This is a genomic window from Streptomyces hygroscopicus subsp. hygroscopicus, assembly GCF_030269125.1.
GTDB lineage: Bacteria > Actinomycetota > Actinomycetes > Streptomycetales > Streptomycetaceae > Streptomyces > Streptomyces hygroscopicus_C.
In genome coordinates this window covers 1,001,023-1,021,033 of record NZ_BSSM01000001.1, presented here as the reverse complement: position 1 = coordinate 1,021,033, position 20,011 = coordinate 1,001,023, and the positions used below count along the sequence as shown (strand labels likewise).

Annotated in this window: 15 protein-coding genes and 1 riboswitch; of the genes, 10 read left to right on the top strand and 5 right to left on the bottom strand. The window is 73.2% G+C overall.

Going from position 1 to position 20,011, the window contains the following annotated elements; genetic code table 11:
- Positions 1–20: 20 nt before the first annotated feature.
- On the bottom strand, positions 21–962 hold the full coding sequence (locus QSK45_RS04275) for a ferredoxin family protein (protein ID WP_285553285.1): 942 nt from the start codon (positions 960–962) through the stop codon (positions 21–23).
- A 137-nt stretch (positions 963–1,099) separates the two neighbouring features.
- Positions 1,100–2,362 carry a citrate synthase gene (locus tag QSK45_RS04270; protein WP_285553283.1) on the bottom strand — a complete coding sequence of 421 codons (1,263 nt, stop codon included), beginning with the start codon at positions 2,360–2,362 and terminating at the stop codon, positions 1,100–1,102.
- A gap of 121 nt (positions 2,363–2,483) precedes the next feature.
- Between QSK45_RS04270 and QSK45_RS04265 the strand changes: the two genes are divergently transcribed.
- On the top strand, positions 2,484–3,647 hold the full coding sequence (locus tag QSK45_RS04265) for a citrate synthase (RefSeq protein ID WP_285553281.1): 1,164 nt from the start codon (positions 2,484–2,486) through the stop codon (positions 3,645–3,647).
- 357 nt (positions 3,648–4,004) lie between these two features.
- A complete protein-coding gene (locus QSK45_RS04260; protein ID WP_285553279.1) occupies positions 4,005–5,123 on the top strand; it encodes a CobW family GTP-binding protein in 1,119 nt (372 codons plus the stop codon).
- 37 nt (positions 5,124–5,160) lie between these two features.
- Here the strand turns inward: QSK45_RS04260 and QSK45_RS04255 are convergent, their stop codons facing one another.
- On the bottom strand, positions 5,161–7,620 hold the full coding sequence (locus tag QSK45_RS04255) for a DNA gyrase/topoisomerase IV subunit A (RefSeq protein WP_285553277.1): 2,460 nt from the start codon (positions 7,618–7,620) through the stop codon (positions 5,161–5,163).
- A gap of 292 nt (positions 7,621–7,912) precedes the next feature.
- Between QSK45_RS04255 and QSK45_RS04250 the strand changes: the two genes are divergently transcribed.
- The 4 genes from QSK45_RS04250 (at position 7,913) to QSK45_RS04235 (ending at position 12,725) form a co-directional block, all read left to right on the top strand.
- Positions 7,913–9,307: a M16 family metallopeptidase gene (locus tag QSK45_RS04250; protein ID WP_285553275.1), complete on the top strand. Its 1,395-nt coding sequence runs from the start codon at positions 7,913–7,915 to the stop codon at positions 9,305–9,307.
- A gap of 17 nt (positions 9,308–9,324) precedes the next feature.
- The gene (locus tag QSK45_RS04245; RefSeq protein ID WP_285553404.1) at positions 9,325–10,695 is read left to right on the top strand and encodes a M16 family metallopeptidase; all 1,371 of its coding nucleotides are present in this window, start codon (positions 9,325–9,327) and stop codon (positions 10,693–10,695) included.
- Positions 10,696–10,921: 226 nt separating this feature from the next.
- Positions 10,922–11,081: riboswitch (cyclic di-AMP (ydaO/yuaA leader) on the top strand.
- A 13-nt stretch (positions 11,082–11,094) separates the two neighbouring features.
- Positions 11,095–11,838, top strand: a complete 744-nt coding sequence (locus tag QSK45_RS04240) for a M23 family metallopeptidase (RefSeq protein WP_285553274.1) — start codon at positions 11,095–11,097, stop codon at positions 11,836–11,838.
- A gap of 200 nt (positions 11,839–12,038) precedes the next feature.
- The gene (locus tag QSK45_RS04235; RefSeq protein WP_285553273.1) at positions 12,039–12,725 is read left to right on the top strand and encodes a GntR family transcriptional regulator; all 687 of its coding nucleotides are present in this window, start codon (positions 12,039–12,041) and stop codon (positions 12,723–12,725) included.
- A 209-nt stretch (positions 12,726–12,934) separates the two neighbouring features.
- On the opposite strand, the gene QSK45_RS04230 is transcribed toward QSK45_RS04235, so the two are convergent.
- On the bottom strand, positions 12,935–13,219 hold the full coding sequence (locus tag QSK45_RS04230) for an HPr family phosphocarrier protein (protein ID WP_285553272.1): 285 nt from the start codon (positions 13,217–13,219) through the stop codon (positions 12,935–12,937).
- A gap of 145 nt (positions 13,220–13,364) precedes the next feature.
- Between QSK45_RS04230 and QSK45_RS04225 the strand changes: the two genes are divergently transcribed.
- The 4 genes from QSK45_RS04225 (at position 13,365) to QSK45_RS04210 (ending at position 19,154) form a co-directional block, all read left to right on the top strand.
- Positions 13,365–16,235 carry a bifunctional acetate--CoA ligase family protein/GNAT family N-acetyltransferase gene (locus QSK45_RS04225; protein ID WP_285553271.1) on the top strand — a complete coding sequence of 957 codons (2,871 nt, stop codon included), beginning with the start codon at positions 13,365–13,367 and terminating at the stop codon, positions 16,233–16,235.
- Positions 16,236–16,670: 435 nt separating this feature from the next.
- Positions 16,671–17,267: a DUF5998 family protein gene (locus tag QSK45_RS04220; protein WP_285553270.1), complete on the top strand. Its 597-nt coding sequence runs from the start codon at positions 16,671–16,673 to the stop codon at positions 17,265–17,267.
- Positions 17,267–18,457 carry an alkaline phosphatase family protein gene (locus tag QSK45_RS04215; protein WP_285553268.1) on the top strand — a complete coding sequence of 397 codons (1,191 nt, stop codon included), beginning with the start codon at positions 17,267–17,269 and terminating at the stop codon, positions 18,455–18,457. Before QSK45_RS04220 ends, QSK45_RS04215 begins: the two co-directional genes overlap by 1 nt.
- A 46-nt stretch (positions 18,458–18,503) precedes the next feature.
- Positions 18,504–19,154 carry a thymidine kinase gene (locus QSK45_RS04210; protein ID WP_285553267.1) on the top strand — a complete coding sequence of 217 codons (651 nt, stop codon included), beginning with the start codon at positions 18,504–18,506 and terminating at the stop codon, positions 19,152–19,154.
- A 33-nt stretch (positions 19,155–19,187) separates the two neighbouring features.
- On the opposite strand, the gene QSK45_RS04205 is transcribed toward QSK45_RS04210, so the two are convergent.
- Entirely contained in the window at positions 19,188–19,979 is a 792-nt protein-coding gene (locus QSK45_RS04205; protein ID WP_285553264.1) for a VOC family protein, read from the bottom strand.
- Positions 19,980–20,011 lie beyond the last annotated feature (32 nt).

Below are 20,011 nucleotides of genomic sequence, written 5' to 3'. Positions count from 1 at the left end.
GGGTGAACGCGCCGCGCGGTTCAGCCCGCCAGCGCCGTCGGCCGCAGCGCGCGCACCGCCAGCACGGTCATCCGCGCCGGGGTGCCGAGCACCGCGGCGCCGCAGCTTTCCGGGCGCGGTGGCGGAGACGCGCCGCGTGCCACGGTGACCCGCCAGCGCCGGCCGTCGGCATGGACCACGGTGACCGCCCAGCGCGGGGCCGCACCCTCGGTCCTTACGACGCCCAGTACGCCCGCCCGGTACTCGCCCGCCACCTCACGCACCGCCAGTTCGGCAGCCTGACCGGGGCGTTCGAACGCGGAGCAGCCGCGGCAGCCCTCGACGGCCACCCGGCCCTCCCGGACGCCGTCCAGGGCCTTCTTGAGGGTGTGCGCCTCGGCGCGACCGTAGACGTAGCCGTACGGCAGCACGAGCACCGTCGGCGCGAAACGATGTCCACCCAGATGGGTGACCTCCCAGACCCCGCCTTCCCCCGACGCGGCGAGTTCGGCGGCGAGCGGGCGGCCCAGCAGGGCGCAGCAGCGGTCGCGCTTGCCGTTGGTGCACACGAGCGCGAGCGGATCGCCGGTGTGCGGACGGCCGCCGAGCACCGCGCCGAAGGAACGGTGGTCGCCCGCCCCGAGAGCCGCGAGGTCCAGGTCGAGGAGGCGCCGGGGGTCGTGGGTGGCGGCCGCGTGCAGCCAGATCCGGCCCGGCACGGTGTGGGCGGCGTAGACCTGGCGGATCTCGGACGTGCCGGGGTCCGCGTGGCGACCGGGGCGCCGGACGAGCGCGACACGTACGCCGGTGCCCTCCGCGGCCGCCTCCAGCGCCCGGCCGAGCGCCGGGTCCAGGTGGCTCGAAGTGAGCGCCCTGGCGCCCCACGGGCCGGGCTGTTCCAGCAGCAGCCACGTCGTCGCCGTGGCCGCCGTCGCCGAAACGGGCTCGTCGAGGCTTCGGGAGACGGACGCACACCTACTCACAGAGGTGAGCCTAACCTGACCTTCGGCACGGAGACTTCCGGCCTGGGTCGTGTCGTGCTCATGGAAGGCCCGCCTCGGGAGAGGCGGCGGACTCCCGATGGGCCGGGGCCCCGGGCCGCGCGGCGAGTCGCGGGGGCTCAGTCCGCCTCAGGGAGGGGCTGTGGCGGGCGCGGACCTACGTAGTGGCCGACGGGGCGCATGCGCAGGGGGCGCTCGCCGTACTCCTCCAGGGCGTGCGCGATCCAACCCGCCGTGCGGGCGACGGCGAAGATCGTCTCGCCGGCGGTGGCCGGCATGCCGAAGGAGGAGGTGAACACCGCGAGCGCCAGGTCGACGTTGGCGTGCAGCGGGGTGTGCCGGGCGGTCGTGGCGACGATGTCGCGGGCCGCGAGCAGGGCCGGTTCCGCGCGCGGGAGCCGCTCCAGCAGGCCGAAGAGGACCTGTGCGCGGGGGTCCTCGCCGGTGTACAGGCGGTGGCCGAGCCCGGGGATGCGGCGGCCCGCGCGCAGCTCGTCGGCGATCACCGGGGCCGCGTTGCCCAGGTCGAGGACGTCCAGCAGCATCCGGTGGGCCAGCCCGCTGCTGGCGCCGTGCAACGGGCCCTCCAGGACACCGAGACCCGCCGAGACCGTCGCGTAGGCGTGGGCCCGCGCGGAGGCGGCGACCCGGACCGCGAGCGTGGAGGCGGCCAGGTCGTGGTCGGCGAGCAGGACCAGCGCGGCGTCCAGGACCCGCAGGGCGTCCTCGTCCGCGTCCCGGCCGGTCAGCCGCGACCACAGACGGTGGGCCAGCGGCACGTCCTCCCCGGGGTCGCGCACGACCGGCGGCAGGGCCGCGACGAGCGTGGGGATGAGGACGCGCGCCGTGTTCAGCACGGCCTCACCGGACAGGTCGAAGCGCAGCGGGTCCTCGGCCGCCGCGGCGATCGTCGCGACCCGCAGCCGGTCGATGGGGGAGGTGTGCTCGGGCAGCGCCTTCACGGCCCAGCGGGCGGCGCGCACGGTCGCCTCGGGCGCGGTGAAGACCGTGCCGGGCACGAGCCGGCCGGTCCACAGCCACTCCGCGACCTCCTCGTAGGAGTGGCGGGCGGCCAGCTCGGTGGCGTCGACGCCCCGGTAGTAGTACCGGTCCGCCTCGATCAGCGTGATCCGGGTGCGCACCGAGAGATCGCCGCCCGAGCCCGGGATCCCGGCGCTTTCACGGCGGTTGCGCCGGGCCAGGTCCTCCACCTCGCGCGCCTCGAAGGTGCTGGCGCGGCCGCCGGGTTCGCGCTTGCTGCTCAGCAGGCCGCGGCTGACGTACGCGTACACCGTCTCGGGCTTCACGCCGAGCAGTTCGGCGGTCTCCTTGGTGGTCAGTCTTCGACCGGGGCGGTGGGGAGCGGGTTCGTGATCGCGCATGGGGGTCACCGTAGCGGCCTCTGCACTTCTTGATGGCCAACTCTTCATAGATTGATTCAATCAACATTGACAGATAAAACATCAAGAGTGGACAGTCGGATCAAGCTCGGGAAGGAGCATCATGACCATCGACAGGACCGCAGCACCCCTCGTCGAGGCCCCTCGCGGTCTCGCGGGCGTCGTCGTCACCGAGACGGAGATCGGCGACGTCCGGGGCTGGGAGGGCTTCTACCACTACCGCCAGTACTCGGCGGTCGATCTCGCGCGCACCCGCCGCTTCGAGGACGTCTGGCACCTGCTCGCGCACGGCGCCCTCCCCGACGCCGAGCGCGGTGCCGCCTTCATCGCCGAGACCGCGGCGCTGCGGCGGCTGCCCGAGGAGGTCCGGGCGGCCCTGCCCGCCATCGCCGCCGCCGGCCGCGCCTCCGGCCCGCTGGCCGGCCTGCGCACCGCGCTGTCCCTGCTCGGCGCGGCACGCGGATTCAGGCCGCTGTACGACCTCGACGCCGACCGGCGCCGCGCCGACGCCCTGGCCGCCTGCGCCGCCGTCCCCACCCTGCTCACCGCCCTGTACCGACTGGGGCGGGGGCTCGACCCGGTGGAGCCGCGTGACGATCTGCCGTACGCGGCCAACTACCTGTACATGCTGACCGGTTCGGAACCCGATCCGCGCAGGGCTCGTGCGGTCGAGCAATACTTGATCTCTACTATTGACCACGGATTCAATGCGTCAACCTTCACGGGGCGGGTCATCGCCTCCACCGGCGCCGACGCGGCGGCCTGTCTGACCGGCGCCGTGGGCGCGCTGTCCGGCCCGCTGCACGGGGGTGCGCCCAGCCGGGCCCTGGACACCCTGGACGCGATCGGCACCCCGGACCGCATAGACCCCTGGATCCGGGAACGGGTGATGGCCGGCGAGCGGATCATGGGCTTCGGACACGCCGTCTACCGCACGGAGGACCCCCGTTCGCGGATGCTGCGGGAGATCGCCCTCGGCTTCGGCGGCCCCCGGGTGGACCTCGCGGTGGAGGTCGAACGCCGGGTCGAGGCCATCCTCGCCGAGCTGAAGCCGGGCCGCGAACTCCACGTCAACGTCGAGTTCTACGCCGGTGTGGTGATGGAACTGTGTGGCCTGCCCCGGGAGATGTTCACCCCCACCTTCGCCGCGGCCCGGGTCGTGGGCTGGAGCGCCAACATCCTGGAACAGGCGGCCGACCCGAAGATCATCCGCCCGGTGGCGCGTTATGTGGGCCCCGAGCCACCGGTCGCGGTACCCGCCGCCTGACCGGCCGGCCCGGCCCCGGCTCTCCGTCCCGGTTCCGGGACCTTGCCCCGTCCGGGCCTGGGACCGCCCTCCCCGCGCCTCGCGGGCCTGGGCCCCGCTCCCTCGCGCCTCGCGGGCCTGGGCCCGCCCCGTCGTGCCCGCGGGCCTTGGACCCGCCTTCCCCGCCCCGAACCCGGTCCTGCTCTTCTTGCGCCCCCGGCTGGGACCCGCCTTCCCTCGCCCCCGAACCTGGGCCTGCCCCCCTCGCCCCCCTCGGGCCTCTGCTCCGAGACCCTTGCGTCCCACGCTCGGGGCCCTGCCGCCCCCGGGGCCCTTTTATCCTGGTCCGCAGCCCGTTCACAGGAGAAAGGCCGCCCCTTGGGGAACAGCTTGGCGCACAGCACGGACGGCAGCCGTCGCCCCCCGCAGCAGATCCCGGTCGTCGTCCTGGCCGGTTTCCTCGGCTCCGGGAAGACCACGCTCCTCAACCACCTGCTGCACCGCAGCGCCGGCAGCAGGATCGGAGCGATCGTCAACGACTTCGGCGCCATCGAGATCGACGCCCTGGCCGTCGCGGGCGCCCTCGGCGACTCCACCGTCTCCCTGGGCAACGGCTGCCTGTGCTGCGCGGTGGATGCCGGTGAACTCGACGTCTACCTGGGCAGACTCGCCGCGCCCGAGGCCGGGATCGACGTGATCGTCATCGAGGCCAGCGGACTCGCCGAACCCCAGGAACTGGTGCGGATGGTGCTCGCCAGCGAGCACCCCGGCGTCGTCTACGGCGGCCTGGTCGAGGTCGTGGACGCGGCCGAGTTCGACGACACGCGCGCGCGGCACCCCGAGATCGACCGGCATCTGGCCCTCGCTGACCTGGTCGTCGTCAACAAGCTCGACCGGACCGAGGACCCCGAACGGGTGCTCGCCCTGGTGGGGTCCCTGACCGACCGGGCCGCCGTCGTACCGGCCACCTACGGGCGTCTCGATCCCGAGTTCCTCTTCGACTGCCGGCCGAGCGAGGAGCGCATCGGCCAGCTGTCCTTCGACGACCTGCACGACCGCGGCGACGGCCGCGACCCGGACGATCCAGGGGCGGACGGTCACGCCGGGCACCTGCACACCGGCTACGACAGCCTGTCCTTCACCTCGGACGTCCCCCTGGACCCGCGCCGCCTCATGCGGTTCCTGGACAGCCGGCCCGAGGGGCTGTACCGGGTCAAGGGCCATGTCGACCTCGGCCCCTGCGATCCCCGCAACCGGTACACCGTGCACGCCGTCGGCCGGTTCCTGCGCTTCTACCCCGAGCCCTGGGCGCCCGGCGAGGCCCGCCGCACCCAGCTCGTCCTGATCGGCTCCGGCATCGGCACCGAGGCGCTCGGCAAGGAACTGAAGGGGTGCGAGAGCGACGCCCCGCACGCCGACGAACACGGCATGTGGGGCGTCCTGCGCTACGTGCAGGGCTCCGAGGACGAACCCGACCCGGAGCCCTACGGCGGCTAGCGGAGCGCCACGGCGGCAGGAGTTGTCCTGCCGCCGCTCAGAAGACCGGTCCCGCGACCACCGAGACCGTCTTCGGCAGCGAGGTCCCCGAGCCGTCCCGGCGCGGGTCCGGCTCCGGCAGCTGGGCCGGGGTGCCGTTCTTCTGCGCCGCGCGTGCGGGCACCGGGCCCGCCCAGGCCAGCGCCAGACAGTCCTCGCCCTTCAGGAACCGCTGGCAGCGCACGCCGCCGGTGGCCCGGCCCTTGCGCGGGTACTGGTCGAACGGGGTCAGCTTGGCCGTCGTCTGCACCGAGTCGTCCAGCGTGCCGCGCGAGCCGGCCACCGTGAACACCACCGCGTCGGCGGCCGGGTCGACGGCCGTGAAGCAGATGACCTTCACGCCCTCGGCGAGCTTGATGCCCGCCATACCGCCCGCCGGGCGGCCCTGGGGACGGACGATGGACGCCTGGAAGCGCAGCAGTTGCGCGTCGTCCGTGATGAAGACCAGGTCCTCCTCGCCGGTGCGCAGCTCCACCGCGCCGACGATCCGGTCGCCCTCCTTGAGCGTGATGACCTCCAACTCGTCCTTGTTGGACGGGTAGTCGGGCACCACGCGCTTGACCACACCCTGCTCGGTGCCGAGTGCGAGGCCGGGGGAGGACTCGTCCAGCGTGGTCAGGCAGACCAGCGTCTCGTCGTCCTCCAGGGAGACGAACTCGGCGAGCGGAGCGCCCCCGGCGAGGTTCGGCGCGCCGGTCGTCTCGGGCAGCTGCGGCAGGTCCACCACGTTGATCCGCAGCAGCCGGCCCGCCGAGGTCACCGCACCGATCTCGCCGCGCGCGGTCGCCGGCACCGCCGAGATGATCACGTCGTGCTTGACCCGCTTGGCGCCCGCCTGCTCCGGGAAGGGCTCGGCGGTCGCCGTACGCGCCAGCAGGCCCGTGGAGGACAGCAGCACCCGGCACGGGTCGTCGGCCACCTGGAGCGGCACGGCGGCCGCCGGGGCGCCGCCGGCCTCCAGCAGCACGGTGCGCCGGTCGGTGCCGAACTTCTTGGCCACGGCGGCCAGTTCGGCCGACACCAGCTTGCGCAGCTCCTGGTCGGAGTCCAGGATCCGGGTCAGCTCCGCGATCTCCTCGGTGAGCTTGTCCTTCTCCGCCTCCAGCTCGATGCGGTCGTACTTGGTGAGCCGGCGCAGCGGCGTGTCGAGGATGTACTGCGTCTGCACCTCGCTCAGCGAGAAGCGCCGCATCAGGCGCTCCTTGGCCTGCGCGGAGTTCTCGCTGGACCGGATCAGCCGGATGACCTCGTCGATGTCGACCAGGGCGGTCAGCAGGCCCTCGACCAGGTGCAGCCGGTCGCTCTTCTTGCCGCGGCGGAACTCGCTGCGGCGGCGCACCACGTCGAAGCGGTGGTCGAGGTAGACCTCCAGGAGTTCCTTCAGGCCCAGGGTGAGCGGCTGGCCGTCCACCAGGGCCACGTTGTTGATGCCGAAGGACTCCTCCATCGGCGTCAGCTTGTAGAGCTGCTCCAGGATGGCCTCGGGCACGAAGCCGTTCTTGATCTCGATGACCAGGCGCAGCCCGTGCTCGCGGTCGGTGAGGTCCTTGACGTCGGCGATGCCCTGGACCTTCTTCGCGTTGACCAGGTCCTTGATCTTCGCGATGACCTTCTCGGGGCCGACCGTGAACGGCAGTTCGGTGACCACCAGGCCCTTGCGGCGGGCGGTCACGGGCTCCACCGAGACCGTCGCCCGCATCTTGAAGGTGCCGCGGCCGGTCGCGTACGCGTCCCGGATGCCGTCCAGGCCGACGATCCGGCCGCCGGTGGGCAGGTCCGGGCCGGGAACGTGCTTCATCAGCGCGTCCAGGTCCGCGTTCGGGAACCGGACCAGGTGGCGGGCGGCGGCCACGACCTCGCGCAGGTTGTGCGGCGGCATATTGGTCGCCATGCCGACCGCGATGCCCGAGGAGCCGTTGACCAGCAGGTTCGGGAAGGCGGCGGGCAGGGCCACCGGCTCCTGCTCCTGGCCGTCGTAGTTCGGCGCGAAGTCGACCGTGTCCTCGTCGATCGACTCGGTCATCAGGCTCGTGGCCTCGGCCATGCGGCACTCGGTGTACCGCATGGCGGCCGGCGGGTCGTCATTGCCCAGCGAGCCGAAGTTGCCGTGGCCGTCGACCAGCGGCAGCCGCATGGAGAAGGGCTGGGCCATGCGCACCAGGGCGTCGTAGATCGACGCGTCGCCGTGCGGGTGCAGCTTGCCCATGACCTCGCCGACGACACGCGCGCACTTCACATAGCCGCGTTCGGGGCGCAGTCCCATCTCGTTCATCTGGTAGACGATCCGGCGGTGCACCGGCTTGAGACCGTCACGGGCGTCCGGCAGGGCGCGCGAGTAGATCACCGAGTACGCGTACTCGAGGTAGGAGCCACGCATCTCGTCCACGACGTCGATGTCGAGGATCTTCTCCTCGTACGAATCGTCGGGCGGCGGGGTCTTCGTGCTGCGGCGGGCCATCGCTGCCGGCTCCTCCTGATCTGATCGCTCGCCTTCGGGGCGCGCACCCTTCGGCTCGCTCGTGCTGAAGCTGTTGACGGATCTGTCGCGGACCATTGTGGCCCGGGGCACTGACAACCCGGACCGTCGCCCGGGCGATCACCGGGTCCGGGTGCGAGGCAGGCTACGCGATCCGCTGTGGGCGTACGTGCCGCGGGAACTTCGCCGAGGCCCCGCACGCTTTGCATACAGTGGCAGGAACGGCAGGAAAACCGCGGTTTCCACAACCGCCTCCGCTCGCGAAGGGACGTACATGCCCATGGGTCACACGACCACGGCCGAGGCAGGCTCCGGGGGCCTGACAGCGACCGAGCACCGGCTGGCCAACGGTCTGCGCGTGGTGCTTTCCGAGGACCACCTGACCCCGGTGGCGGCGGTCTGCCTCTGGTACGACGTCGGTTCCCGCCACGAGGTCAAGGGCCGCACCGGCCTGGCCCACCTCTTCGAGCACCTGATGTTCCAGGGTTCCGGGCAGGTCAAGGGCAACGGTCACTTCGAGCTGGTGCAGGGCGCCGGCGGCTCGCTCAACGGCACCACCAGCTTCGAGCGCACCAACTACTTCGAGACCATGCCCGCCCACCAGCTGGAGCTCGCGCTCTGGCTTGAGGCCGACCGCATGGGCTCCCTGCTGACCGCCCTGGACGACGAGTCCATGGAGAACCAGCGCGACGTCGTCAAGAACGAGCGCCGCCAGCGCTACGACAACGTCCCCTACGGCACCGCCTTCGAGAAGCTGACCGCCCTGTCGTACCCGGAGGGCCACCCCTACCACCACACGCCGATCGGCTCCATGGCGGACCTGGACGCGGCCACCCTGGAGGACGCCCGCCAGTTCTTCCGCACCTACTACGCGCCGAACAACGCGGTGCTCTCCGTGGTCGGCGACATCGACCCCGCGCAGACGCTCGCCTGGATCGAGAAGTACTTCGGTTCGATCCCGGCGCACGACGGCAAGCCCGCGCCCCGGGACGGCTCCCTGCCGGACGTCATCGGCGAGCAGCGGCGCGAGGTCGTCGTCGAGGAGGTCCCGGCGCGCGCCCTGATGGCCGCCTACCGGCTGCCGCAGGACGGCTCGCGCGCGTGCGACGCGGCCGACCTCGCCCTGACCGTGCTCGGCGGCGGCGAGTCCTCCCGGCTGTACAACCGCCTCGTGCGGCGCGACCGTACGGCCGTCGCGGCCGGCTTCGGCCTGCTGCGCCTGGCCGGCGCGCCCTCCATGGGCTGGCTGGACGTGAAGACCTCCGGCGACGTGGAGGTGCCGGTCATCGAGACCGCCATCGACGAGGAGCTGGCCCGGTTCGCCGAGGAGGGCCCCACCCCGGAGGAGATGGAGCGCGCCCAGGCCCAGCTGGAGCGCGAGTGGCTGGACCGGCTCGGCACCGTCGCGGGCCGCGCCGACGAACTGTGCCGCTACGCCGTCCTGTTCGGCGACCCGCAGCTCGCGCTGAACGCCGTGCAGCGCATCCTGGAGGTGACCCCCGAGGAGGTCCGGGAGGTCGCCAAGGCCCGGCTGCGCCCCGACAACCGCGCGGTCCTGGTCTACGAGCCGAAGTCCCCGCAGGCCGTCGAGGACGCCGATGTGCCCGCGGACCCGGAGTCGGAAGCCACCGTAGAGGCCGGAAACGAGAACGAGGAGACGGCCAAGTGACCGAGCAGCTCGCCACCATGGACTTCCACCCCCAGCCGCAGGCCGGCGAGGCGAAGCCGTGGGCCTTCCCGGCCCCCGAGCGCGCCGCGCTCGACAACGGCCTGACCGTGCTGCGCTGCCACCGCCCCGGACAGCAGGTCGTCGCCGTCGAGGTGCTCCTGGACGCCCCCCTGGACGCCGAGCCGGCCGGCCTGGACGGCGTCGCCACCATCATGGCGCGGGCCTTCTCCGAGGGAACCGACCAGCACTCCGCCGAGGAGTTCGCCGCCGAGCTGGAGCGCGCGGGCGCCACCCTCGACGCCCACGCCGACCATCCCGGCGTCCGGCTCAGCCTGGAGGTACCCGCCTCCCGCCTGGCCAAGGGCCTCGGGCTGCTCGCCGACGCGCTGCGCGCCCCCGCCTTCGCCGAGAGCGAGGTCGAGCGGCTGGTCCGCAACCGCCTGGACGAGATCCCGCACGAGCTGGCCAACCCCGCCCGCCGGGCCGCCAAGGAACTCTCCAAGGAGCTGTTCCCGGCGACCGCGCGCATGTCCCGGCCGCGCCAGGGCACCGAGGAGACGGTCGAGAAGATCGACGCGGTCGCCGTCCGGGCGTTCTACGACCGCCACGTGCGCCCCGCCACGGCCACCGCGGTCGTGGTCGGCGACCTCACCGGCATCGACCTGGACGCGCTGCTCGGCGACACCCTGGGCGCCTGGACGGGCACCCCGGGCGAGCCCCGGCCGGTGCCCGCGGTGACGGCCGACGACACCGGGCGCGTGGTCATCGTGGACCGCCCCGGCGCCGTCCAGACGCAGCTGCTCATCGGCCGGGTCGGCGCGGACCGGCACGACCGGGTGTGGCCCGCCCAGGTTCTCGGCACGTACTGCCTCGGCGGCACCCTCACCTCCCGGCTGGACCGCGTCCTGCGGGAGGAGAAGGGCTACACCTACGGGGTGCGCGCGTTCGGGCAGGTGCTCCGTTCGGGTCCCGAGGGCAACGGCGTCTCCATGCTGGCCATCAGCGGCTCGGTGGACACTCCCAACACGGGTCCCGCCCTGGACGACCTGTGGAAGGTGCTGCGCACCCTCGCGGCGGAGGGCCTGACCGACGCCGAGCGGGACGTCGCCGTGCAGAACCTCGTCGGCGTCGCGCCGCTCAAGTACGAGACCGCGGCGGCCGTCGCGGGGACGCTCGCCGACCAGGTGGAGCAGCACCTGCCCGACGACTTCCAGGCGACGCTCTACCGGCAGCTGGCCGCGACGGGCACCGTGGAGGCTACCGCGGCCGTCGTCAACGCCTTCCCGGTGGACCGCCTGGTGACCGTCCTGGTCGGCGACGCCGCGCAGATCAAGGCGCCGGTCGAGGCGCTGGGCCTCGGCGAGGTCACCGTGGTGGCGGCCGAGTAACGGCACGCGCGGGCAGGCTCCTCAGCGGTGGGGCCCTGACGGCCTACGGGTCGTCAGGGCCCCACTTTGTTCCACTCTGTTCCCAGGATGTCCGAATTGGGGCGGAGGTTGCCTGTCTGCCCTGTGGGATGCGCTACAAAAGCCGCGATCCGTTTGGGCTTTGAGAGCCGGTGCGCTTAGCGTCGTCCGGGTTGTCCGTCGGGCAGTGCGCCGCAGCCGCGGCACCGGACAGCCATCGCCGAGTCCCCCCAGGCGCGAGCCGGGGGAGCCGGGGACCCACCGTCCCTTGGGGTGAATCGGGCGTCCGCGCGACGGCGTGGCGCCCGTAGGAGACCTTCCTGCTCCGAACCCGTCAGCTAACCCGGTAGGCGAGAGGGAAGGAAAGGACGAGCCACACACATGGCGTTCGTATGCGCCACCGGGAAGCACCGCAAGCCCGGCCGGGTCAAGCGCACCACCGTCCACGCGGCCGGCGTCGCGGCCCTGACCACCACCGGTGTCATCGGCACCCTCGCCGCGTCCCCGGCGCTCGCCGCCGAGAACACCGCCGAGCAGACCGGCCTCACCCCGGTGCTCGCCGCGACCGACGACCTCGCCGAGCACATCGACGCCCAGGCCACCGCCCAGCAGCGGATCGCCGAGCACGAGGCGGCCGAGAAGGCCGCCGCCGCGCGGGCGAAGGAGGCGCGCGAGGCCAGGGCCCGCGCCGCCCGGGAGGCCGAGCGCAAGCGGCTGAACACCTTCGTCGCCCCGATCGCGCACTCCTACGTGTCCACCGGCTACAAGGTCGGCAGCTCCCTGTGGTCCTCCGGCTCGCACACCGGCATCGACTTCCACGCGGCCACCGGCACCCCCGTGCACGCGGTCGGCGTCGGCACCGTCGTCTCCACCGGCTGGGGCGGGGCGTACGGCAACGAGATCGTGATCCGCATGGCCGACGGCATGTACACCCAGTACGGCCATCTGTCGTCCATCGGCGTCACGGTGGGCCAGCGGGTCGCCGCGGGCCAGCAGATCGCCCTGTCCGGCGCGACCGGCAACGTCACCGGCCCGCACCTGCACTTCGAGGCCCGCACCGGCCCCGACTACGGCTCCGACGTCGACCCCGTCGCATACCTGCGCAACCACGGCGTGAACGTCTGACCGTTCCCGCGCGGCGTCCGAAGCCCCGGCCCACCCGGCCGGGGCTTTCGTCATTCCCCGGCCGTTCCGCCGGAAGCTGTCCAAAAAATATTCATGGATTCCGGCCTCCCGTCGGAAATTCCGGCCCGGTGGAATAGAGTCACGGAAAACACGCGTCCGTCGTCGGCGTCGTGTCGCGGGTATTAAGGCGGAGGTCGGGCATGCGTATTCCGGCGCACTCGGTGTGCACGGCGATCCGGGACGACATCGTCGCCGGCGTCCTCGAACGCGGTGGCCGCCTCACCGAGGAGGTGCTGGCCCGCCGCTACGGCGTCTCGCGCGTCCCCGTGCGCGAGGCCCTGCGCACCCTGGAGGCGGAGGGCTTCGTGGTGACGCGCCGGCACGCGGGCGCCTGTGTGGCCGAGCCGACCGAGCAGGAGGCCGCCGACCTGCTGGAGATGCGCCTCCTGCTGGAGCCGCTCGGTGCCGCGCGCGCGGCGCGGCGGCGCACCGAGGCGCATCTGAAGGTGCTGCGCGGACTGGTCCGGCTGGGCCAGGAGCGCGCCAGGAGGGGCGGCGGCGAGGATCTGCGCTCCCTGGACGGCTGGTTCCACGAGACGCTGGCCCAGGCCTGTGGCAGTCCGTCGCTGACCTCGACGCTCACTCAGCTGCGCCACAAGATCGCCTGGATGTACACCGTGGACACGCCGCCGGACGTGGTCGCCACGTGGGCGGAGCACGGCGCGATCGTGGACGCGGTGGCGCGCGGCGACGGCGAGCGCGCCCGCGCGGTGACCGCCCTGCACACCGAGCGGACGACGGTCGCGCACCGGTTGCGGATTCCAGGCCCCCAGGAGCGGGTGAGGACTTCGCAACATTCCGTAAACATGTCCGGTGCGCGGAGTTAACACGGGTGCCGTATACAAAGTGGGCGGGATATTCGGTGTCCGTGTATGTGCGGCCGCCGTGAATTCCGCGGTGCGGGCCATGACGAATAACGGTCATGGCTCATATGGTGATGCTCCGAAAACACGGAAGCCACGCCACTCCATATGGATGACGCGGCTTCCCGTATCCCGCTGAGACCGTTCTCTCCGAGACCGTCGCGGGGTCCTGCTCAGACCGTCTCGGGCAGCTCTTCCAGGCCCTCGGCGACCAGCTTGGCCAGCCGGTCCAGCGCGGCTTCCGCGCCGTCGGCGTCGGACGCGAGCACGATCTCCTCGCCGCCCTGGGCGCCCAGGCCCAGAACGCCCAGCATGGAGGCCGCGTTGACCGCGGTGCCGCCGCCGGCCTTGGCGATCGTCACCGGGATGCCTGCGGCCGTGGCGGCCCGGACGAAGATGGAGGCGGGGCGGGCGTGAAGACCCTCGGCCCAGCCGACGTTGACGCGGCGTTCAGCCATGTGTTGCTGCCCTTCGCTGTTCAGGGTTGTCTAGACCAGTCTTCCATATCGTGAAGCGTGTCAGAAGAGGGGCTGCGCACCCCCTCCGCCGTGCTCCACAGACTGCCTCGCGCTGCTGTCGGACGCTAGCCGTACTCTGGGGCCCATGCGAACCTCGGCGGAACCGCAGGACCGGTACGAGTACCCCGCGCACTGGGAGGCGGACGTGGTGCTGCGGGACGGAGGCACCGCCCGCATCCGGCCCATCACCGTCGACGACGCCGACCGCCTGGTCCACTTCTACGAGCAGGTCTCGGACGAGTCCAAGTACTACCGCTTCTTCGCGCCCTACCCCCGGCTGTCCGCCAAGGACGTCCACCGCTTCACCCACCACGACTTCGTGGACCGGGTGGGTCTCGCGGCCACCGTGGGCGGCGAGTTCATCGCGACGGTGCGCTACGACCGCATCGGCGCCGGCGGCGCGCCCGCGTCGGGCCCGGCCGACGAGGCCGAGGTCGCCTTCCTGGTGCAGGACGCCCACCAGGGCCGGGGGGTCGCCTCCGCCCTGCTGGAGCACATCGCGGCCGTCGCCCGGGAGCGGGGCATCCGCCGGTTCGCCGCCGAGGTGCTGCCCGCCAACACCAAGATGATCAAGGTGTTCACGGACGCCGGGTACACCCAGAAGCGCAGCTTCGAGGACGGCGTCGTACGCCTGGAGCTGGACCTCGAACCCACGGACCGCGCCCTCGCCGTGCAGTACGCGCGGGAGCAGCGCGCCGAGGCCCGGTCGGTGCAACGGCTCCTCGCCCCGGGCTCCGTCGCGGTCATCGGCGTCGGCCGCGCGCCCGGCGGCGTGGGCCGCAGCGTCCTGGCCAACATCAAGGACGCCGGGTACGCCGGCCGGCTGTACGCCGTGAACAAGGCGTTCCCCGAGGACCAGGCGGAGGTCCAGGGGGTGACCGCGTACCGGTGCGTGCGGGACATCGAGGGCCCGGTGGACCTCGCCGTCGTCGCCGTACCGGCCGAGCACGTGCCCTCCCTGGTCGCCGAGTGCGGGGAACACGGCGTCCAGGGGCTCGTCGTGCTCAGCGCCGGGTACGCCGAGAGCGGCCCCGAGGGCAAGGTGCGGCAGCGGGCGCTCGTGCGGCAGGCGCGGGCGTACGGCATGCGGATCATCGGGCCCAACGCGTTCGGCGTCATCAACACCGCCCCGGACGTACGGCTGAACGCGTCCCTCGCCCCCGAGATGCCGCGCCCCGGCCGCATCGGCATGTTCGCCCAGTCCGGTGCCATCGGCATCGCGCTGCTGTCCCGGCTGCACCGGCGCGGCGGCGGGGTGACCGGGGTGACCGGCGTCTCCACGTTCGTCTCCGCGGGCAACCGGGCCGACGTGTCCGGCAACGACGTCCTGCAGTACTGGTACGAGGACCAGGACACCGACGTCGTCCTCATGTACCTGGAGAGCATCGGCAACCCGCGCAAGTTCACCCGGCTCGCCCGGCGGACGGCGGCCGCGAAGCCGCTGGTCGTGGTGCAGGGGACGGGCACGGCGCCGCAGGGGCACGCGGTGCGCGCGACGCGGCTGCCGCACGCGACCGTCTCCGCGCTGCTGCGGCAGGCCGGGGTGATCCGGGTCGACACGATCACGGAGCTGGTCGACGCCGGCCTGCTGCTCGCCCGGCAACCGCTGCCCGCCGGGCCCCGGGTGGCGATCCTCGGGAACTCCGAGTCGCTGGGCGTGCTGACGTACGACCGGTGCCTCGCGGAGGGGCTGCGCCCTTCGCGGCCGATCGACCTGACGACCGGGGCGACGCCGGAGGACTTCCACCGGGCGCTGAGCGCCGCGCTGGCCGACGACACGAACGACTCCGTCGTGGTGACGGCGATTCCGGCGATCGGGGAGGCGTCGCCGAAGGACGCGGAGCTGGCGGAGGCGCTGCGGTCGGCCGCCGCCGGGGTGCCGGGTAAGCCGGTGCTGGTGGTGCACGTGGAGCTGGGCGGGCTGGCGGAGGCGCTGTCCGCCGCGGCCAGCACCGCACCACAGGCCGTCGGCAAGGTGTCCGGCACCGAGGGCGGCGCCCACCTTCCCCCGCTCTCGGCTTCGCTCGACCCCTCAGAGCCCCGTGGCGCCGCGGAACGTCCGCCCGCCGCGGCCGCGCCGCCCTCGGAAGGCACCCGCCTCATCCCCGCCTACCCGGCCGCCGAGCGTGCCGTACGCGCGCTCGCGGAAGCGGTTCGGTACGGGCAGTGGCGGCGGGACGCGGCCGAGCCCGGGAGGGTGCCGGAGTACGAGGACATCGACGAGAAGGGGGCCGCCCGGCTGATCGCGGAGTCGCTGGAGCGCGGGGAGGGGCTCACGATCTCGGACGCGCGGACCTGCGAACTGCTCGCGAAGTACGGCATCAAGGTGCGCCGCGGGCTTCCCGCGCCCACTCCGGACGACGCGGTCGAGGCTGCCCGCGCCCTCGGCTACCCCGTGGCCCTGAAGGCGACCGCCCCGCACCTGCGGCACCGCGCCGACCTGGGCGGCGTGCGCCTGGACCTGGCGGACGAGGAGCAACTGCGGCGGGCGTACGCCGAATTGAGCGAGCTGTTCGGCAAGCCCGAGGTTCTGCGGCCGGTGGTGCAGGGGATGGCGCCCCGGGGCGTCGACACCGTCGTACGGGCCGTGATCGACCCCGCCGCCGGGGCCGTGCTGTCCTTCGGACTCGCCGGCGCCGCGTCCCAGCTGCTGGACGACACGGCGCACCGGCTGATCCCGGTCACCGACCGGGACGCGACCTCGCTGGTCCGCGCGATCCGCACCGCGCCCCTGCTGTTCGGCTGGCGCGGCTCCGCCCCCGTGGACACCCCCGCGCTGGAGGAGCTGCTGCTGCGGGTCTCCCGCCTGGTCGACGACCACCCCGAGGTCGTCGCCGTCACCCTGGAACCGGTCGTCGTGGCCCCGCACGGCGCGAGCGTCCTCGGCGCGACCGTACGGCTCGCACCCCCGCCCGCCCGCGACGACCACGGCCCGCGCACCATGCCGGCCTACTGAGCGGGGCCGCACGGAGGCCGCCGGGCACCGGCTCCCGAGGGCGGCCGGTGGGACGGGGAGGCGACCGCCCGGGACGCCGGGGCGCCGCGGCCGGCCGCCGGATACGACCTCACGTACCACCACGCCCTGGAAGTGCTCCTCGTCGCACCTGCCCTCACGTCCTGCCCGTCCGCCTCCAGGACCCCGTCCTCCGCGCCCCCGCCCGCGACGAGACCGCGCCCGACCCGGTCCCTCGGGGAGACGCCGTCCGCCCTCGTCGCGTTCGAGGCCGACGCCGGGGGATCGAACCCGTGTCCTGTCGGATCACCGCCGAGCGGGTGGAGTCCCGGCACGGGCTGGTCCGGAGGAGAGCGAAGGTGCCCGGCCGGGAGGCGTCCCGTCCCCCTTCCCGCAGCACGCCCCGTTGGCCCGGAGCGCCCCTGGCCACGCACTAGGATGGACGCCATGGCCAAGACCAGTACGACGACCCAGGGGCTGCGAGCGGCGATCGAGCGCAGCGGCTACTACCCGGCCCTCGTGGCCGAGGCGGTGGAGGCCGCGGTGGGCGGCGAGCCCATCCGGTCGTACCTGGTCCACCAGGAGACCACGTTCGACCAGAACGAGGTGCGCCGCCATGTGACCGTCCTGGTCCTCACCGCCAACCGCTTCATCGTCAGCCACACCGACGAGCAGGCCGCCGACAGCACCTCCCCGACGCCGTACGCCACCACCTCGACCGAGTCGGTGAAGCTCGACCGGATCTCGTCCGTCGTGGTCAGCCGGGTGGTCGCCAACCCCGAGCAGTACACCCCGGGCACCCTGCCCCGCGAGGTCGTGCTGACCATCGGCTGGGGCGCGGTCAGCCGCATCGACCTGGAGCCCGCCGCCTGCGGCGACCCCAACTGCGACGCCGACCACGGCTACACGGGCAACTCCACGGCGGACGACCTCAGCCTGCGCGTCAGCGAGGCCGGCGACGGCCCCGAGACGGTACGCGAGGCGCTCACCTTCGCGCAGGCCCTCTCCGAGGCGACCGCGGACCTCGACCGCTGATGTCCCAGCTCTCCGCCTGGGACCACCCGGAACCCCTCGCCCTGGCCACCGCGCCGCTGCCCGAGTACGGCACCGGCTCCCTCGCCGACCTCCTCCCCACCCTCGCCGCCGGCATGGGCGTCCCCGGCACGACCGCGGCGATCACGGAGCTGGCCCCGGTCGACCGCGCCTGCGTCTTCCTGGTCGACGGGCTCGGCTGGGAGCAGCTGCGCGCCCACCCCGACGAGGCGCCCTTCCTCACCTCGCTGCTCGCCAGCTCGCGCGGCGGCACCGGCCGGCCGCTCACCGCGGGCTACCCGGCGACCACCGCGACCTCCCTCGCCTCGGTGGGCACCGGCCTGCCCCCCGGCGCCCACGGCCTGCCCGGCTACACGGTCCGCGACCCGGCCACCGGCGCGCTGATGAACCAGCTCCGCTGGCAGCCCTACACCGACCCGCGCGCCTGGCAGCCGTACCCCACCGTCTTCCAGCTGGCCCACGAGGCCGGGGTGCACGCCGCACAGGTCTCCTCGCCCACGTTCCAGCACACGCCGCTCACGAAGGTCGCGCTCAGCGGCGGCACCTTCCACGGACGGCTGTCCGGCGAGGAGCGCATGGACCTCGCGGCCGGGCAGCTGGCCGCCGGGGACCGCTCGCTGGTGTACACGTACTACGCCGAACTCGACGGCGCGGGCCACCGCTACGGGGTCGCCTCCGACACCTGGCGCGGCCAGCTGATGTACGTCGACCGGCTCGCCCAGCGCCTTGCCGAGCAACTGCCCCCGCGCAGCGCGCTCTACGTCACCGCCGACCACGGCATGATCGACGTCCCGTTCGACGAGGAGCACCGCTTCGACTTCGACACGGACTGGGAACTCAGCGCCGGGGTCGCCCTGTTGGGCGGCGAGGGCCGGGCCCGTCATGTGTACGCGGTGCCGGGCGCGGAGAACGACGTGCTGACGTGCTGGCGCGAGGTGCTCGGCGAGCAGTTCTGGGTGGCCTCGCGCGACGAGGCGATCGAGGCGGGCTGGTTCGGGCCGCACGTGGACGAGCGGGTCTACGCCCGGCTCGGCGACGTGGTCGCGGCCGCGTACGACGACGTCCTGATCATCGCCTCCGAGCGGGAGCCCAAGGAGTCCGCGCTGGTGGGCAACCACGGGTCGATGACCCCCGTGGAGCAGCTGGTCCCGCTGCTCGAAGTACGCTCCTGACCCCTTCCGCCTGTCCGCCCCCTCACCGAAAGGTGTGCAACTCCTCATGCCCGAGCTGGTGTTCTTCTCCGGAACGATGGACTGCGGGAAGTCGACGCTGGCTCTGCAGATCGAGCACAACCGCTCCGCGCGGGGCCTGGCCGGGATGATATTCACCCGCAACGACCGTGCGGGCGCCGGCAAGTTGTCCTCGCGCCTCGGCCTGGTCACCGACGCGGTGGAGGTCGCCGACGCCCAGGACCTCTACGTGTACATCGTGGACCACCTCTCGCAGGGCGGCCGGATCGACTACGTGATCGCGGACGAGGCGCAGTTCCTCGCGCCCGTGCAGATCGACCAGCTCGCGCGGGTGGTGGACGACCTCGGCGTGGACGTCTTCGCCTTCGGTATCACCACCGACTTCCGCTCCAAGCTCTTCCCGGGCTCCCAGCGGCTGGTGGAGCTGGCCGACCGCATCGAGGTGCTCCAGGTGGAGGCACTGTGCTGGTGCGGCGCCCGTGCCACGCACAACGCCCGTACCGTCGGCGGCCAGATGGTGGTCGAGGGCGCCCAGGTCGTCGTCGGGGACGTCAACCAGGCGGCGGGCGAGGTCGGTTACGAGGTGCTGTGCCGCCGCCACCACCGGCGCCGGATGACCGCCGCGACGGCCCGCGCGGCGGCCCTGTCCCCGGACGTGCTGCCCGTCTCCTCCTCCTGAGCCACCCGCCCCGATCGCCGCGTCCCGGGGCCCTCAGCGCGGATCCTGGACCACCGAGAACACCGCCCCCTCCGGATCCGCCACCGTCGCCACCCGCCCGTGCGGACTGTCGTGGGCCGGGCGGACGATCCGGCCGCCCAGCCCGGTCACCTGACGCAGCGTCTCGCCGGTGTCCGCCACCTCGAAACAGGTCTGCCAGTACGGCCCACGGTCGCGGGGCAGCCCATGGCCCACACCGTGCAGCCCGGCCACCGGGCGCCCGTCGACGCGCAGGGTCACGTAGTCGAGGCCGGCCGAGACCACCGGCTCCGTCTCGTACCCGAACACGCTCACGTAGAACTTGGCGACGCTCTGCGTCTCGAACGTGAGCAGCTCGTTCCACGCGGGTGTGCCCGGCACTCCGGTGACCGCCGGGGCGAGGTGCCCGGGCGCCTGCCAGATGCCGAACACCGCCCCCGAGGGGTCCGCGGCGATGGCCAGCCGTCCGGCCTCGGCCGCGTCCAGCGGGCCGACCGCCACCGTGCCGCCGCACAGCCGCACCGCCTCGGCCGTGCGGTCCACGTCGTCCGAGGCGAGGTAGGGCGTCCAGGCGATCGGCAGCCGGTTCTCCGGTGGCAGCCGGCCCATGCCGGCCACCTCGCGCCCGTCGAGCAGCGCCCGCACGTACGGGCCGAGCTGCTGCGGGCCCGGCCGGAACTCCCAGCCGAACAGCTCCCCGTAGAACTCCTCGGTGGCGGTGAGCCGGTGCGCCATCAGGCTCACCCAGCAGGGTGTGCCGGGCGCGCGCAGCGCCTGCGGACCGGCCGACTCCCGTGCCTCGGTCATCGATCACTCTCTCCCCGGCCGCCTCGTGCGGC

Coding starts and splice junctions, on each gene's coding strand:
- QSK45_RS04255 (WP_285553277.1), bottom strand. CDS start 7,620: ATGGCCCGCCGCAGCACGAAGACCCCGCCGCCCGACGATTCGTACGAG.
- QSK45_RS04270 (WP_285553283.1), bottom strand. CDS start 2,362: ATGCGCGATCACGAACCCGCTCCCCACCGCCCCGGTCGAAGACTGACC.
- QSK45_RS04225 (WP_285553271.1), top strand. CDS start 13,365: ATGCGAACCTCGGCGGAACCGCAGGACCGGTACGAGTACCCCGCGCAC.
- QSK45_RS04235 (WP_285553273.1), top strand. CDS start 12,039: ATGCGTATTCCGGCGCACTCGGTGTGCACGGCGATCCGGGACGACATC.
- QSK45_RS04240 (WP_285553274.1), top strand. CDS start 11,095: ATGGCGTTCGTATGCGCCACCGGGAAGCACCGCAAGCCCGGCCGGGTC.
- QSK45_RS04245 (WP_285553404.1), top strand. CDS start 9,325: ATGGACTTCCACCCCCAGCCGCAGGCCGGCGAGGCGAAGCCGTGGGCC.
- QSK45_RS04230 (WP_285553272.1), bottom strand. CDS start 13,219: ATGGCTGAACGCCGCGTCAACGTCGGCTGGGCCGAGGGTCTTCACGCC.
- QSK45_RS04215 (WP_285553268.1), top strand. CDS start 17,267: ATGTCCCAGCTCTCCGCCTGGGACCACCCGGAACCCCTCGCCCTGGCC.
- QSK45_RS04220 (WP_285553270.1), top strand. CDS start 16,671: ATGGACGCCATGGCCAAGACCAGTACGACGACCCAGGGGCTGCGAGCG.
- QSK45_RS04210 (WP_285553267.1), top strand. CDS start 18,504: ATGCCCGAGCTGGTGTTCTTCTCCGGAACGATGGACTGCGGGAAGTCG.
- QSK45_RS04250 (WP_285553275.1), top strand. CDS start 7,913: ATGCCCATGGGTCACACGACCACGGCCGAGGCAGGCTCCGGGGGCCTG.
- QSK45_RS04205 (WP_285553264.1), bottom strand. CDS start 19,979: ATGACCGAGGCACGGGAGTCGGCCGGTCCGCAGGCGCTGCGCGCGCCC.
- QSK45_RS04265 (WP_285553281.1), top strand. CDS start 2,484: ATGACCATCGACAGGACCGCAGCACCCCTCGTCGAGGCCCCTCGCGGT.